At 46.0% G+C, this 14,581-nt stretch carries 16 protein-coding genes; 10 read left to right on the top strand and 6 right to left on the bottom strand.

The features are described 5' to 3' along the window. Window positions 1–387 precede the first annotated feature (387 nt). From QUA02_RS11340 to QUA02_RS11325, 4 genes are all read right to left on the bottom strand, one after another. Window positions 388–1,296 carry a Uma2 family endonuclease gene (locus tag QUA02_RS11340; protein ID WP_333027632.1) on the bottom strand — a complete coding sequence of 303 codons (909 nt, stop codon included), beginning with the start codon at window positions 1,294–1,296 and terminating at the stop codon, window positions 388–390. A 44-nt stretch (window positions 1,297–1,340) separates the two neighbouring features. Further along, window positions 1,341–1,730 carry a HEPN domain-containing protein gene (locus QUA02_RS11335; RefSeq protein ID WP_333027630.1) on the bottom strand — a complete coding sequence of 130 codons (390 nt, stop codon included), beginning with the start codon at window positions 1,728–1,730 and terminating at the stop codon, window positions 1,341–1,343. Next, window positions 1,727–2,047 carry a nucleotidyltransferase domain-containing protein gene (locus QUA02_RS11330; protein WP_333027628.1) on the bottom strand — a complete coding sequence of 107 codons (321 nt, stop codon included), beginning with the start codon at window positions 2,045–2,047 and terminating at the stop codon, window positions 1,727–1,729. Before QUA02_RS11330 ends, QUA02_RS11335 begins: the two co-directional genes overlap by 4 nt. 83 nt (window positions 2,048–2,130) lie before the next feature. Next, window positions 2,131–3,498: an aldehyde dehydrogenase gene (locus QUA02_RS11325; protein ID WP_333027625.1), complete on the bottom strand. Its 1,368-nt coding sequence runs from the start codon at window positions 3,496–3,498 to the stop codon at window positions 2,131–2,133. Between the two features lie 163 nt (window positions 3,499–3,661). Here QUA02_RS11325 and QUA02_RS11320 point away from each other — a divergent pair, with 163 nt between their 5' ends. The 3 genes from QUA02_RS11320 (at window position 3,662) to QUA02_RS11310 (ending at window position 5,278) form a co-directional block, all read left to right on the top strand. Beyond that, the gene (locus tag QUA02_RS11320) at window positions 3,662–4,582 is read left to right on the top strand and encodes a glycine betaine ABC transporter substrate-binding protein (RefSeq protein WP_333027622.1); all 921 of its coding nucleotides are present in this window, start codon (window positions 3,662–3,664) and stop codon (window positions 4,580–4,582) included. A gap of 91 nt (window positions 4,583–4,673) precedes the next feature. Continuing rightward, complete coding sequence (locus QUA02_RS11315) at window positions 4,674–4,928, top strand: hypothetical protein (RefSeq protein WP_333027619.1); 255 nt, start codon at window positions 4,674–4,676, stop codon at window positions 4,926–4,928. Then, window positions 4,922–5,278, top strand: a complete 357-nt coding sequence (locus tag QUA02_RS11310; RefSeq protein WP_332952822.1) for a type II toxin-antitoxin system PemK/MazF family toxin — start codon at window positions 4,922–4,924, stop codon at window positions 5,276–5,278. Before QUA02_RS11315 ends, QUA02_RS11310 begins: the two co-directional genes overlap by 7 nt. A 98-nt stretch (window positions 5,279–5,376) precedes the next feature. Here QUA02_RS11310 and QUA02_RS11305 read toward each other — a convergent pair whose 3' ends face one another. After that, the gene (locus QUA02_RS11305; RefSeq protein ID WP_333027617.1) at window positions 5,377–7,650 is read right to left on the bottom strand and encodes a RelA/SpoT family protein; all 2,274 of its coding nucleotides are present in this window, start codon (window positions 7,648–7,650) and stop codon (window positions 5,377–5,379) included. A gap of 151 nt (window positions 7,651–7,801) precedes the next feature. Beyond that, on the bottom strand, window positions 7,802–7,933 hold the full coding sequence (locus QUA02_RS11300) for a hypothetical protein (protein WP_333027615.1): 132 nt from the start codon (window positions 7,931–7,933) through the stop codon (window positions 7,802–7,804). A 171-nt stretch (window positions 7,934–8,104) separates the two neighbouring features. Here QUA02_RS11300 and patD point away from each other — a divergent pair, with 171 nt between their 5' ends. From patD to QUA02_RS11265, 7 genes are all read left to right on the top strand, one after another. Continuing rightward, on the top strand, window positions 8,105–8,503 hold the full coding sequence (gene patD / locus QUA02_RS11295; RefSeq protein ID WP_333027613.1) for a heterocyst frequency control protein PatD: 399 nt from the start codon (window positions 8,105–8,107) through the stop codon (window positions 8,501–8,503). Window positions 8,504–8,548: 45 nt separating this feature from the next. Continuing rightward, window positions 8,549–9,136 carry a TFIIB-type zinc ribbon-containing protein gene (locus tag QUA02_RS11290; protein ID WP_333027610.1) on the top strand — a complete coding sequence of 196 codons (588 nt, stop codon included), beginning with the start codon at window positions 8,549–8,551 and terminating at the stop codon, window positions 9,134–9,136. Between the two features lie 265 nt (window positions 9,137–9,401). Continuing rightward, complete coding sequence (locus QUA02_RS11285) at window positions 9,402–11,075, top strand: dipeptide ABC transporter ATP-binding protein (RefSeq protein ID WP_333027607.1); 1,674 nt, start codon at window positions 9,402–9,404, stop codon at window positions 11,073–11,075. A gap of 117 nt (window positions 11,076–11,192) precedes the next feature. Continuing rightward, the gene (locus tag QUA02_RS11280; RefSeq protein ID WP_333027606.1) at window positions 11,193–12,266 is read left to right on the top strand and encodes an RNA polymerase sigma factor, RpoD/SigA family; all 1,074 of its coding nucleotides are present in this window, start codon (window positions 11,193–11,195) and stop codon (window positions 12,264–12,266) included. A gap of 169 nt (window positions 12,267–12,435) precedes the next feature. Then, window positions 12,436–12,921 carry a GNAT family N-acetyltransferase gene (locus tag QUA02_RS11275; protein WP_333027604.1) on the top strand — a complete coding sequence of 162 codons (486 nt, stop codon included), beginning with the start codon at window positions 12,436–12,438 and terminating at the stop codon, window positions 12,919–12,921. A 201-nt stretch (window positions 12,922–13,122) separates the two neighbouring features. After that, window positions 13,123–13,329, top strand: coding sequence for a glycogen debranching protein (locus tag QUA02_RS11270; RefSeq protein WP_333027602.1), 207 nt, complete (start codon window positions 13,123–13,125; stop codon window positions 13,327–13,329). A 245-nt stretch (window positions 13,330–13,574) separates the two neighbouring features. Then, window positions 13,575–14,570: an AEC family transporter gene (locus QUA02_RS11265; RefSeq protein ID WP_333027601.1), complete on the top strand. Its 996-nt coding sequence runs from the start codon at window positions 13,575–13,577 to the stop codon at window positions 14,568–14,570. Window positions 14,571–14,581: the final 11 nt, after the last annotated feature.

The following is a 14,581-nucleotide window of genomic DNA, read 5'->3' as shown; positions in this document are numbered from 1 at the left end:
TGATTTTAAATCACCCTAACCTTCCTTCAGTCTTGTCTTATGGTACTCTGGCTGCTTAAAAACTGTCCGAACTATTGTAAAGATATTATAGACCAATACGGTTCAGTTAAGGAAAATTGTAGCGAAAATGTTGGGCGGAGTGAAACGGAAAGTTCGTTCACTCGTGCCCAACCTACGCACTTTTAATTAATTGCTTTGGTTGCTTGAGGACACTTTCTTTTACAGTTTGGCTCATTTTATTTAGCTAGTAATCGAACACTCAACCAATTTTAATTAGAGCATTATCGTTGTGTGTCAGGCTGAGGTAAATAAAATGTCGAGCGCCTTTTTTTCCTATACTCATTAAAAGAGCGATCGCACTTTCTACAAAACCCGCCCTATTCAGCATTAACTGTTCAAGAATCGATCGGGATCGATGCCAGATTCCCGCAGTCTTTGCATCAAAAACTCTAACCTAGCTTCCGCAAGTTCGGCGCGTTCTTGTTCTTGGTCTGCGCGCTGTTGTTCTTGTTCGGCGCGCTGTTGCTCATGTTCGGCGCGCTGTTGCTCATGTTCTGCACGTTCCTCGGGAGTGGGAATCCAATTGCCTTCAGAATCGTACCAGCGCAACCACAGTCGATCGACTCCCAGATACTCACCTTGCCACAAACCCAAGCCTAAATCGATCTCAGGCATCCACACCCGCGAGTCTGACAACTCTAGTTCTTGATAATGCGCTCCCTCCAGTTTAAAAGCCCTCATTCTATTGGTATAGCGGCTGAAAACGACATAGTAAGGAACGCGCAAAATCTGCTCGTAAACATCCCATTTTCGGGCAGGCTTGTCATCTTTTGGTTCGGGATTTATATGACCGTTACCTGCTAAATTATCAGATGTCGCCGGCAGTTCCCGCCCATCATTTTCTCTCAAATCTTCTTTTTCAGTTCCCGGCGAGAGCAATTCTACAACTACAAAAGGATTAATACCTTCTTGCCAAACAACATAACTCAGCCGCATATCGACTTCATCGTAAAGTCGCGAAACTCCCACAACTCCAAACCAATCCGGGCGTTTATACCAAAGCGGGTGACGCGCGTCATAGTAAAGATTCATGTCAGCCCCGCTAAATATTTGGGAAGCGAGATAGCTGGAAGGGCGAAAAGTATAGCTCAGCAACTGCGGTTGCAAGCCGTGAAATTCATCGGGCAAACCAGGTTCCTCCGCATTTTCGCTAGGTAGATCGTACATTGTGGGGAGCGTTTCTCTGGGCGATCGGGGTGGCTCTGTTTGAGGGACGGGATATTTAAATGGAAACATAAGCACTGGCGATAGTAATTGATATTATTTTAACTCGATTAACATTAAGCAGGTGGCTGATTTCCCAGCAGGCGTTGTGCTAATTCTAAAAATTGTTCTGCCTGGACGATTAATTGATTAGCCTCATCTTCGGGAATGGCTGGATCGATATTGTAATCACCTTGGTTTCGTTGATTTTGAGCAGAAATTAAGTTACGGTGAAACTCCACCGGCACCCTGCCTGTGCGAGCAAATTCTCTACCAAATGCAGAAATCACAGCAGCATGACTGGAGAAACTTAAACCCTCACCCAGTAAGAAAGCTTCGGCAACATAAAACATGGTGTAATAAGCTCGTGACGCTGCAAAGTCAGGAAGTGCATTAGCTACTAATAACCTAGCAGCCCGCAAGCTTTCACCTGCTTTTGTTAAAAGAGCAATTTGTTCTGGTATCAAATCGGTACTCCTTCTCTGCGAACATTTAGAAAGAAAGGACTTTTCTCTAGCTTAAAACGTACGGTCGAAGCAAAAGCACTAGAAATTACTACAGTCCTATCTAAGCACAAAGCAGCAATAAATTCACTGGTGCGAGCGATTTCTTTACCAGCATGAACTTGCCCGTCCAACACAACTAAAATGTCAATATCAGAGTCTTGTCTCGCATCTCCTCTAGCTTGGGAACCGTAGAGAATTAACTGCACGAGTTTTTCGCCGTACAATTTATGAAAGTAGTGGCGGAGTTCGGCTAAAATTTCGGGTAAATTCTCGTTCATTTTGATTCGCGATGTTATACAGCGTATTCCTGGTTTGTGAATTGTAGGGACACGGCACTGCCGTGTCCCTACGGGGAAGACTTTCAACCGATCGCCTTTTTAATCAAATCCAACTTACCTTTATAAGGAGCATACCGCCATTTCAAGTCCAGCCAAAATGATTTTTGCAGCACGCTTTTGTAATGAGAAAAAGTATCAAAACTCGCTTTCCCGTGATAACTCCCAATCCCGCTGTCGCCAACTCCCCCAAACGGCAAAGTTGTCACCCCAACTTGCATTACCGTATCGTTGATGCAAACTCCCCCAGAAGAAGTTTCGCGCAAAACTCGCTCTTGTTTCTGTTTATCCTTCGAGAACAAATACAAAGCTAGGGGTTTGGGACGAGCGTTGATTTGGGCGATCGCCTCCCCGAAATCCTCATACTCCAAAACTGGCAAAATCGGCCCGAAAATCTCATCCTGCATCACCGGCGAATCCCAGGAAACATTATCTAAAACCGTCGGTGCAATATATCTATCTTCCGGCTTAACTTGCCCGCCGACGACAATTTCTCCATCTTTAATAAACGCACTCAAACGGTCTAATTGTCGATGATTGATAATACGCGAATAGTCTGGGCTTTGTTGCGGATCGTCTCCGTAAAATTCGTGAATTGCTATTTTAATTGCCTGGATCAAATCAGGTTTAACTTTTTTATCAACTAACAGGTAATCGGGAGCAATACAAGTTTGACCGGCATTAATAAATTTGCCCCACGCAATGCGTTTGGCGGTGTATTCAACTTGAATATCTGAGTCTACAATGCAAGGACTTTTGCCACCTAATTCCAAGGTGACAGGTGTCAGGTGTTTAGCTGCGGCTTCCATCACAATTCGACCGATTTTTGTGCCGCCTGTAAAGAAAATGTGGTCGAATTTTTCGGCTAGCAATTGCTGGCTGATTTTGACTCCTCCTTCGACGGCGGCGATGTAGGTGGGATCGAAGGTTTTGGTAATCATGTCGGCGACAACTTCCGACGTGTGCGAGGCGATTTCTGAAGGTTTGAGGATGGCGCAGTTGCCGGCGGCGATCGCCCCTACCAACGGTGATATCATTAACTGAAACGGATAGTTCCAAGGCCCGATGATTAAAACTACGCCTAAAGGTTCGGGAAAAATGCGGGCTGATGCGGGGAATTGGTCGATCGAAGTTGGCACTTTTCTCGGTTTTACCCAAGATTTGAGGTTTTTGATGGCATAATTAACTTCGGCGATCGCTGCAATTTCAAAGTAAGCCTCAAACTCCGGCCTGTTCAAATCAGCCTTGACAGCATCGACAATTCGTGATTGATTGGATTCGATCGCACTTTTAAGTTTTTTCAGTTGTTCGATCCGAAAATCCACATCTTTAGTTTTCCCAGTCGCAAAAAATTGCCGCTGCTGCTGGATAATATCGCTGACGCTGATTACCATCTTTTGTCCTCCATGTCTATAAATAAATGTTACAACAGGAAAACGGAACTTGGCTAAAGTGCGATCGGTGTTAGCTCCCCGACTTCTTCAAGAAGTAGGACATCTTGGCTTTATGCTATAACTTATAAGGTATTAATTGTAGATTTTTAATTTGAGTTAATTCATGAAAATATCTAAGAACGATTTTTTTTTCTGTTCCTGTTGGCTGTTTGCCTTGTTTGCAGTAGCAGGATGTACCTCTAGTTCCGAAAAGCGAGTTGTTGTTTGCTCGAAAGACTTTACCGAACAAGTCATCCTAGCAGAAATTTTAGCACAGCACATCGAAGCAAAAACAGATATCAAAGTAGAACGGGAACTCAATCTCGGAGGCTCGCTTTGCCATCAATCCCTAACAGCAGGTAAAATCGACTTATACGTCGAATATACGGGCACAGGTTTTACAAACATTCTCAAACAAAAGCCCATTTCTGACCCCAAAAAAGTCCTCGATTACCTCAAACAAGAATATCCCAAACAGTTTAAAGCAGAATGGACGGAACCGCTGGGATTTAATAACAGTTTTGCGATTATTGTGCGGGGAGACGATGCCAAAAAACTTAACTTGCAAACTCTCTCGCAACTAGGCAAAGCTGCACCAAAATTGCGCGCTGGTTTCGGCCCTGAATTCAAAGATAGAGAAGATGGATTTCCCGGATTGGCTAAAACTTACGGGATTAAATTTGCCGAAGAACCGAAGGAATTGCTGTTAGGATTGCTTTATCAAGCGCTGCAACAAAAAGAAGTAGATGTGATTGCTGGCAATACGACGGACGGTTTGATTCAAAGTTTGGGTTTAGTAGTGCTGAAAGATGACAAGAAATATTTCCCGCCCTACGAAGCAGTGCCGGTTGTGCGATCGCAAATTTTGGAAAAATACCCGGAGTTGCGTCAAGTGCTCGCAGAATTGGGCGGTAAAATCTCCGAGGAAGATATGCGGAAACTCAACTATCAAGTTGATAAAAAACAGCAGGAAGCCGGACAAGTGGCGCGGGAGTTTTTGCAGCAAAAGTTGGGCGTGTCAAAGCCAGTCGCTCCGGCGAAATAAAGGGTTTTATTGTTCTGCCTGTTTGCGGAACCGTATTGTGGTTAGCTACACTATTAGTTAGACTCATATAAATAAATGAAGGTATAAAGCTATGACAACTGTCAAAACTGCTATCTCATTGCCAGCATCTTTATTTGAACAAGCCGAAACATTAGCTGGCGAAATGCAAATTTCGCAGAGTTTTTTGATCGAAATAGCCCTTGAAGAATTTATCCGCCGCCGCGAAAATCAACAACTGTTAGAAAAAATTAATGCTGCTTGCGAAGCACCTCTCTCTGAAGAAGAACAAGTTTTGCTTCGCCAGATGAGTCGCTCTCATCGCAGGCTGGTGGAAGGCGAATGGTAATAAATCAAGGTGATATTTTTTGGATAGAACTTGATGAGCCTTCTGGTTCAGAACCCGGTTATCTCCATCCCCATGTAATCATTCAGAACAATTTATTCAATCGTTCTCGCATTAATACGGTTGTTGTTTGTGTGCTTACTTCAAATCTCAGACGGGCTAATTCACCAGGAAATGTCCTGTTAGAAGCCGGAGAAGCTGATTTACCAGAACAAAGTGTTGTTAACGTCTCGCAGATTTTGACGATCAATAAATCTCAGTTAGGTGAGAAAATTGGCACACTCTCGGCCGAGCGAGTTCGTCAAATTCTTGATGGAATTAGGCTGGTAGTTGAACCTCGCGAAGCTGAGTAAAACTTTCCTTAGCCTTTTAAATTTCATGGGGCTTAACCTCTCCTCAGCTAGTGATAAGGTGCGCGGGGCGCACCCTACAATACACTTAGGCTTTCCTCTTAAGTGCCTTCACTCAGCCTGCGCAAATTCAAAATATCGCTCATCTTTTTAATCTGCATGCAAGTCCGCTCGAACTGTTCCTTATCTTCGATATCCATGCACAAGTCAATTAAGGCGGGCAAACCGGGATAGGTTTTTACTTGAGCGCTGCGGACGTTGACTTTGTTGTCCTTCAAATGCGACAATACATCGTTTAGAACTCCGACTCGATCGAGCGCTTCTATTTGAATGTTAACTGCATAAGTATTCGGACGGCTACCATTGCGATCGCTCGAATTCCAACTCACAGGAACTAACCGATCGCCCGGTACGCTTTCAACATTTGAACAACCTTGCCGGTGAATCGAAATTCCGCGAGTGCGAGTCACAACTCCAATAATTGCTTCCCCAGGAATCGGACAGCAACAGCCGGATAAATGGTAGAGCAATCCCTCTACACCTGCGATCGGCGATTTGCTCGGAGACGAACTCGGTACTGGTTTCGGTGTCGTCGATGCAGGTATTAGCAACGGCAATTCGTGGGTTCCTCCGGGTGCAGCTTCAATTTTTTGCTGCACTTTTACTAAATCTCGCAGTCGATTTACTACGAGATTTAGAGTCACTTCGCCGTAGCCCAAACCGGCGATTAAATCTTCGACGCTGTGGTAGTTGCAGCGCTGAGCCACCGACTGCATGGGTTCAGATTTCAGCAAAGATTCTAAGCCGTTTTTACCTAATTCTTTTTCCAGCAATTCCCGCCCGCGAGCGAGATTTTCATCTCGGTGCGATCGCTTCAACCACTGGCGAATTCGGTTTTTTGCTCCGTTTGTCTTGACAAAATTCAGCCAGTCGGAACTCGGATGACCATTTTTTTGGGTCAAGATTTCTACAATATCGCCGTTCTTTAAAACCTTGTCTAGTGTCACCATCCGCCCGTTGACTCTCGCACCGGTGCAGCGATTGCCAATTTCTGTGTGAATGCGGTAAGCAAAATCTACGGGAGTTGACCCGCTATTGAGAGCAATCACGTCTCCGTTAGGAGTAAAAACGTAGATATCTTCGTCGAATAAGTTGTCCTTAATGCTTTGTAAATATTCGCGATCGTCTTTGAGGTCGCTTTGCCATTCTAGGAGTTGCCGCAGCCAAGTAAATTTTTCGTCGTCGCCGGTGACTGTGGTGTTAGAACCGCCGGTTTCTTTGTATTTCCAGTGCGCGGCAATGCCGTATTCTGCAATGTGGTGCATTGCTACGGTGCGAATTTGCACTTCGATGGGGCGGCCGCTGGTTCCGATTACTCCGGTGTGCAAAGATTGATAGCGGTTGGCTTTTGGTAAACCGATATAATCTTTGAACCGGCCGGGAATCGGGCGGAAAGAATCGTGGACGATCGCCAAAGCACGATAACAGTCATCATTGCTTTCTACTATGATCCGCACCGCAGCAATATCGTACACTTGCTTAAACCCTTTTTGGCGGCGCTGCATCTTGCCATAAATCCCGTACAAATGTTTGGGACGGCCGCTAACTTCATAGCATTTAATGCCTAAATTGTCAAGCCTTTCACGCAAACTATCTGTCACTTCTGCGAGTTGAGTTTCTCGATCGCCCCGCTTCTCGGCCACCAATTCCTGAATTTCGCGGTAAGCTTCCGGTTCCAGGTATTTAAACGCTAAATCTTCCAATTCCCACTTAAAGCGCCCGATACCCAAACGGTTCGCCAGGGGAGCAAAAATATCTCGGGTTTCTAGGGCAATGGTGCGCTGCTTTTCTTCGGACAAATGCTCCAAAGTCCTCATGTTGTGCAGCCTGTCTGCCAGTTTGACGACAATGACGCGAATATCTTTAGCCATTGCTAGGAACATTCGGCGGAAATTTTCAGCGAGGCGCTCTGTTTTGCTGGAAAAATTAAACTTAGAAAGCTTGGTGACACCTTCAACCAACTGCCGCACTTCCGCGCCGAACCGCTGTTCTATTTCTTCGAGAGTAATATCTGTATCCTCAACAATGTCGTGGAGGAAGCCCGCGGCAATCATGACGTTGTTGCCGCCCATATACCGGAGTATTCCAGCGACAGCTACTGGATGGCAAATGTAAGGTTCTCCTGATTTGCGGTACTGTCCTTCGTGCAAGTCGCGGGCAAATTCAAAGGCCCGACAAATTAAGCTGTTGTCATTCGAGCAATTCGGGTTAGGAGCCTCATCAGGTTGCGATCGACAATTCAGGCATTCTTGCAGCCAATCGGGAACTACAGCAGGATCGATCGAGGGAGAGGGAGTCAGAGTGTTCGCGTTCATGGGGTACACCTTTAAAACTTAGAAATACAAATGGTTAAAAGCCGGTTTGCGGTTGAATTGCCGAAATTATGTGTTTAGTTATACTAAACTACTTGAAGACCACAATTGGCAATTCAAAAAAATAGTCGATTTTTGTGTTAACTATACCTATCTAATTCCGAGTCGCCCCCCCTCTCCGGTAGGAAAATATAGTGACACCACTGCCGCCGCCGCAGTCTGTCGATCGGGTAAAATAAGCATATTTTGGCGGTAGCAGTTGAGGTAGCGGGCGATCGGCATTCACAGGCAACGCTAAACTAAAAGCATGAGCCAGAAGGGTTTATTCAGGGCACTCTATCAGAAAAAGTTCTCAAAAAACAGGGAATTGCTGCAAAAACGCACGGCTTCCCTTAATACGAGCAAACCTTAAGCAAGAATCTACTTTGATTATAAATACAAATTTGTTTACAAAATCATGATATTGTCCGAAGACCGCCGCCAGTGCTACCAAGAATTACAGCAAGCACTAGAACAGCTACAAAGAACTGCTGCACAGGAGAATCTGGATCGGGCCGCGCTGGCGATCGAATACAGAAAAGTGCAACAATTTTTCGGAAACCAAATTATGAGAGCCGACAGCGGTGAGTTAGGCGCCTCAGAAACAGCCCCAGAGCAGTCCTATTTGACGGAAATACACAAGCAACTGCGGTTATTGGGGACAGATGTCACGTTTTTGCAAGCGTCGCGCCAGCCAGCGACAGCAGAGGCGAGGCAAACTGCGGCGATCGCGCGGCTTAACACGCTAATTGGCTACTGCGGCGCGCTACTGCAAAAAAATTCTGGTTCTTCAGGGCCCGTCCAGATACAGAATTAACAACTGAATTAACAGGGAATTGAGAAGGTAAGGAGAAATAAAGCGGTGGAATGTCCAAAATGTAAACATCCAAACTTAGAAGGCGGTACCTTAGCCGGCAGCATGTCGGTGCGGTGGTGTCCCAACTGTTACGGTATCTGGATTCCAGGCAGAGAATACGAAGCTTGGCAGAAACAGCAGAGCCAGTGGTACAAAAAATCCGAGAAGCCACAGGCGACGACAGGGACTCTCGGCATAGAATTCACGCCGTCTCCCTACGACAGCAAAGCAGCGCTGTGTCCCGAAGACGGTCACTATCTGTCGCGGGCGAAAGTTCCCTTCAGCAGAGTGCCCTTTTACATAGAGCGCTGTATGCTGTGCGGGGGCATTTGGTGCGATAACGGCGAGTGGGACATTCTCGAAAGTCTGGGATTCCACACCGAGATTGACAAGATGTTTTCTCCCAACTGGCAAGCCAAGGCCCGCGTGCAAGAACTCGCCTCTCGGGAACGTCAAGTGCTTACTGAGAAGCTGGGGCCGGATATCGCCGGATATGTGTTGGAACTCGCGGAAGTTTTAGCAGACCATCCCCACGCAGATTGTGCGGCTACTTACATACTGCGGAGAGCTGAGTTGAAGCGAAGGGAAATTTAGTCAGTTGTCAGTTGTTAGTTGTCAGTTGTTAGTTGTCAGTTGTCAGTTGTCAGTTATCAGTTGCTCGGTGAATGATGTACTAATAAAAGCTTTGTTTGTAGCTATTTTTATTTGTATTTACAAACAGCAGAGCAGTCTCTTGCCAATAACTAATAAGTCCTGAACAATACTAATAACTAACAACTAACCGCCAGTATATTGACCATTAAATAACAAATAACAACTGACCACTGACCACTGACTACTGACTAAGGACAAATGACTAATGACTAATGACTCTTCTCTATTTTCCGTTGAAAATCTGCGAGTAGCTTATCCTCAGCGGCGGGGCCAATCCGGTTGGGCCGTTGACGGGGTTTCCCTGACGCTGAAACCGGGGGAAAAGCTGGGATTAGTTGGGGAGTCTGGGTGCGGTAAGTCAACTTTGGGAAGGGCGGCGATGCGGTTGCTGCCGGATTCAACGCTGATTGAGGGGCGAGTTAGTTTTGCTGGAGAGTCGGTGTTTGATATGAATGCTTCGCGACTCAGACGGTTTCGGGGCGAAGCTGTGGCATTGATTTTTCAAGATCCGATGACTCGTCTCGATCCTTTGATGACTGTAGGGGAACACTGCATCGAGACTTTGCAAGCTCACAGACCGAATTTGGATCGCAAGCAAGCTAAGAAACGGGCGATCGAAACTCTGGAAGCTGTGAAAATTCCGGCGTCTCGCTGGTCGCAATTTCCCCACGAATTTAGCGGCGGAATGCGGCAAAGAGTAGCAATTGCTTTGGCTCTTTTGCTCGATCCTAAATTAATTGTGGCGGACGAACCGACTACGAGTTTGGACGTAACTGTCGCTGCCCAGATTTTGCAGGAATTAACCAGACTTTGCGAGGAACGGGGAACGGCTATTTTGTTGATTTCTCACGATTTGGCGATGGTGGGGGAGTATTGCGATCGCATTGCGGTGATGTACGGCGGCAAAGTCGTAGAAACAGGACCGGTGCAGAAGGTTTTTCAACAGCCGCAGCACGAATATACTCGATCGCTCCTGAAAGCAGCTTTGCACATTCAAGCTGATTCGGGCAAAGGGTTAGCATTCGAGGAAATCAGGACTGAAGTCGTTACTGCAAACTTAACAAATTCGCCTCTTTTGACCGTGACAAATTTGCAGCAACACTACAGTTTAGAAAGCAATTTATTAGATCAGTTATTTTCCAGGAATCGCCCGGTAATTAAAGCAGTAGACGGCGTTAGTTTAGAGCTAGAACGGGGAGAAATCCTAGGGCTGGTAGGGGAGTCCGGCTGCGGCAAAAGTACCTTGTCTCGCACGATTTTGCAGCTAATTCCCGCGACAGGCGGCAAAGTTGAATTTCAAGGAATAGATATAACTGCCCTGAGCCGCGATGCTGTGAGGAAGCACCGCCGCCAAATGCAAATGATATTTCAAGACCCCCACGCTTGCCTCAATCCGATGATGACTGTCGGAGAAAGTATTGCTGACCCTTTATTTATTCACAAATTAGCTAATACCAGCGAAGCTAAAAAACAAGTAATCCAAATGTTAGAGCGGGTGGGTTTGACTCCAGGGGAGGATTTCTTTCGCCGCTATCCGGGGGAATTGTCAGGAGGACAACAGCAGCGAGTTTCGATCGCGCGGGCTTTAATTACTCGGCCGCAACTGATAATTTGCGACGAACCGGTGAGTATGCTGGATGCCAGCGTGCAGACTCAAGTTTTGGAGCTGATGTTGGAGTTGAAGCAGGAATTTAATTTGACTTATCTATTTATTACGCACGATTTGTGGGTGGCGAGATTTTTTTGCGATCGTATTGCGGTAATGAATGCTGGAAAAATTGTTGAAATCGGCAAGACTAGAGAGATTTTTACTAATCCGCAGCACCCTTACACTCAGCAGTTGTTGCAGGCTGCTCCTTTACTGGCCCGAACTAATTGATTTGGGATTTGGGATTTGGGATTTGGGATTTGGGATTTGGGATTTCGGAAATTTCGGGTTAAATTGGTTAAAGTTAAGGGATACTTTTCAAATCATCCCACGGACACCAAGCACCATATGGCAGAATCTGACCTAGGCAGTTTTGCGGTGGCACCCGAAGCCTCACTCGCAATCGCAGAGGATGAGGACACCGAGATCGATCGTCCGACGGTAACTCGATCGTCAGCATACAACAATTGGTCTGCCGACGATCCCGTGGGAGCTTTGTTCAAAGAAATGGCTCGGTATCCTCTACTGACTGCCACCGAAGAGGTGGAGTTGGCGCGCCGCGTTCAAGAATTGGTAGCCCTGAATGACTTAGAACAGCGTTTGCAGCAGGAATTGGACAGAGTGCCGACAAAAGCTGAACTCGCGGCGGCTGTGGGGGTGAGCGAAATTCAACTGCAACAGCTTCGCCACCAGTGTCAGTCGGCGAAACGGAAAATGATCAGCTCGAATTTGCGCTTGGTGGTTTCGATTGCCAAACGCTATCTCAATCGGGGCGTGCCTTTTCTCGATTTAATTCAGGAAGGAGCTTTGGGTTTGAATCGAGCCGCCGAAAAGTTCGATCCGGAGAAAGGTTACAAATTTTCTACCTATGCCTATTGGTGGATTCGCCAAGGAATTACCCGGACAATTGCCAATCAAGGGCGGACGATTCGCTTGCCGGTTCATATTGTCGAACAGTTAAATAAACTCAAAAGAGTTTATCGGGATTTGAGGCGTTCTCTTCAACGCAATCCCACTGAAACTGAACTTGCTAGAGAAATGGAAGTTACTTGCGAACAGCTTCGCTACCTCCAGCAAGTACGCCGGCAATCTTTGTCTCTCAACCACCGCATCGGCACCGAAGAAAGTTCGGAACTTTTGGATGTTCTTGAAGATAGCGCGACGCAATCTCCAGAAGCTCAGATGAATGAGATGATGATGCGCCAAGATATTTTGGAGGTGTTGGACAGTATTTTGACTGAGCGGGAAAAAGAGATTGTTGCGATGCGTTACGGTTTGCTAACCGGCGAACCTTACACTTTAGAAGAGGTCAGCAGTATGTTCAATTTGTCCCGCGAACGAGTCCGTCAAATTCAAAATAAGGCAATGCGAAAGCTGCGCCGCCCTCAAGTGACGGAACGATTGAAGGGATGGTTGAAATAAGCTAAAAAACATTTAGTTTGCATTTGGAAAAATCTTAAAATTTTTGTGGGTGGGCAATCCTAGCCCGCCCTAGATATGCAGATTTAAGGTGGAAAAGCTTAATTAAAAATTAAAAATGTCTTGATGTGGTATTTTTAATGGTGGATTGTCGCGTACTACTTATTTATTTATGTCTTCTGAGGTAATTTTGCGTCCAGCTATCCGCGCCGACGTGCCGGTGCTGTTTGATTTGATTAAAGCTTTAGCTGAGTACGAAAAATTATCTCATGCCGTTACTGGCAATGCGGTTGATTTGGAGAATCATTTGTTTGGCTCACGACCTTTTGCTGAAGCGATTTTAGCCGAGTGCGAGGGTCGAATTGTGGGCTGGGCGCTGTTTTTTTACAATTATTCTACTTTTTTGACTCAGCCGGGAATTTATTTGGAAGATTTGTTTGTGCTGCCTGAGTTTCGAGGGCGGGGAATTGGCAAGTCTTTGATAGTTTATTTAGCGCAGTTGACAGTAGAAAGGGGCTGCGGGCGTTTGGAATGGAGCGTGCTCGATTGGAATGAATTGGCGATCGGATTTTATAAGGGCATCGGTGCTGATGTGATGCCCGACTGGCGGATTTGCCGGGTTGCGGGCGAATCTTTGGCGAATTTGGCATCGAAGTAATTGTAGAGCGCCCGCTTGCCAAAATGTCGATCGCGCGGGTGCGCCGAAGCGCACATTTCGAGGAATCGGTAGGGTGTGCACCGCGCACCTTACAACGAATCTGTAGCGTCTCAAATTTTTTGTTCCGTAAATCCTCATAAATAATTGACAAAAATATAGGAAAATTTAAGTAACAGTAGATTTTAATTGAGAGAGTAGATCGTGATTATTTGGGTAAACGAGCAAATCGATCCGTCCGGCATTCTTTATTCTTGCATTGCTTGTTGCGATGAGACTCAAGCCAAGGAATGCCACGCATCTTTTGAGCAGAATTTGACCGCAGATCAAAAACACCAGGGCTGGGTTGCTACCTTGCGGACTGTTAGTTCTTGGGATGAGGTGCCTGTTAATGCTTTGAAATTGAATTGATCGGTGCCACGTCAATCAGCAGATTTAGTCTCGCCGTGTTTCGGTGCGAGGGAAACACCAGGAAAATGTTGCGCGTCTGTTCGGAAATTTTCGAGGCCGCAGTGCTGCGAACACGAAGGCGGCGAAAAAGTGTGCAAATGCGATCCTCTTCGAGGGCTCCGCTAACGACAATTCTCATTTTTTCAACTAATTTTAGTATTACTATTAATAGATAGAGGCATTTCAAATTGTCAAGTTAAATTTTTATGATTGAAACCTTATTTCACGCTTATACGCCTCTCGTTATCTGGACGGGCTTAGGACTGCTGCTTTTTCAATATATCCCAGTGGATTTTCCCAAGCTGCTGAGCCGCTTTCTTTTCTGGATTGGGATACCGCTGCAAATTCTAGTTTTAGCCCGTCAAAGCGATTTTTCCGGTGCTGTGGGATTCACGCCGGCGATCGCCCTATTCGTGTTATTTCTGAGTACGAGTTTAGCTTGGTTGACTTGGCTGTTATTGCGCCGGCTGAGTGCGCGCCACGCCAAACAGCCATATTTTCAGGGCAAAAATTCTCTAATTAATTTATTTTTATTAAATTTTAATTCCCTGAAGCGATCGAGCCAAGGCAGTTTTATCCTAGCTGCGATGTTAGGGAATACAGGCTTTGTCGGATTAGCAATCACCCCCGCTATCATCAGCACCGATAACAACAACTGGGCCGTCTTGTACAGCGTCACTAACAACGTTATAGGAACTTATTGTTTCGGTGTATTTATTGCTAGCTATTTCGGTAATTCCGAGCAAAAAAATCACTGGTGGACTCAGATCCGGGAGGTGCTGACAGTTCCCGCTCTGTGGGCTTTTTTAATTGGTTTTTTCACGAGAAACATCCCCCTGCCCGAAACAGTAGAATCAGGCTTGCAGGCGGCAATTTGGGGGGTAATTGCGAGTGCTTTGCTGCTGGTTGGTATTCGGCTAAGGTCTATTAAAACATGGCAGAGTTTTGAACTAGCCTTAGTCCCGTCGCTGTTAAAAGTAGTAATTGTGCCGGTGCTGATTGGATTGGGTGCTAATCTTTTCGGATTGAGCGGCGATCCGAGGTTGGTGTTGGTGTTGATGTCGGGAACGCCCACAGCTCTTTCCGTGTTGATTTTAGCGGAAGTCTACGAGCTCGATCGCGATTTGTTAGCTAGCAGCATCGCCATAACTTCCGTCGGTTTGCTGCTGATGCTTCCACTTTGGTTAGCTGGGTTTAGCTAATATTAGCTGAA

This window comes from Microcoleus pseudofavosus SVA1_A4 (assembly GCF_036700565.1).
Taxonomy (GTDB): domain Bacteria; phylum Cyanobacteriota; class Cyanobacteriia; order Cyanobacteriales; family Microcoleaceae; genus Microcoleus.
Note: the sequence above shows the minus strand (reverse complement) of the source record. Positions and strands in the feature narration are given on the sequence as shown.

Coding starts and splice junctions, on each gene's coding strand:
- QUA02_RS11305 (WP_333027617.1), bottom strand. CDS start 7,650: ATGAACGCGAACACTCTGACTCCCTCTCCCTCGATCGATCCTGCTGTA.
- QUA02_RS11340 (WP_333027632.1), bottom strand. CDS start 1,296: ATGTTTCCATTTAAATATCCCGTCCCTCAAACAGAGCCACCCCGATCG.
- QUA02_RS11325 (WP_333027625.1), bottom strand. CDS start 3,498: ATGGTAATCAGCGTCAGCGATATTATCCAGCAGCAGCGGCAATTTTTT.
- QUA02_RS11265 (WP_333027601.1), top strand. CDS start 13,575: ATGATTGAAACCTTATTTCACGCTTATACGCCTCTCGTTATCTGGACG.
- QUA02_RS11280 (WP_333027606.1), top strand. CDS start 11,193: ATGGCAGAATCTGACCTAGGCAGTTTTGCGGTGGCACCCGAAGCCTCA.
- QUA02_RS11310 (WP_332952822.1), top strand. CDS start 4,922: ATGGTAATAAATCAAGGTGATATTTTTTGGATAGAACTTGATGAGCCT.
- QUA02_RS11330 (WP_333027628.1), bottom strand. CDS start 2,047: ATGAACGAGAATTTACCCGAAATTTTAGCCGAACTCCGCCACTACTTT.
- QUA02_RS11315 (WP_333027619.1), top strand. CDS start 4,674: ATGACAACTGTCAAAACTGCTATCTCATTGCCAGCATCTTTATTTGAA.
- QUA02_RS11275 (WP_333027604.1), top strand. CDS start 12,436: ATGTCTTCTGAGGTAATTTTGCGTCCAGCTATCCGCGCCGACGTGCCG.
- QUA02_RS11285 (WP_333027607.1), top strand. CDS start 9,402: ATGACTAATGACTCTTCTCTATTTTCCGTTGAAAATCTGCGAGTAGCT.
- patD (WP_333027613.1), top strand. CDS start 8,105: ATGATATTGTCCGAAGACCGCCGCCAGTGCTACCAAGAATTACAGCAA.
- QUA02_RS11320 (WP_333027622.1), top strand. CDS start 3,662: ATGAAAATATCTAAGAACGATTTTTTTTTCTGTTCCTGTTGGCTGTTT.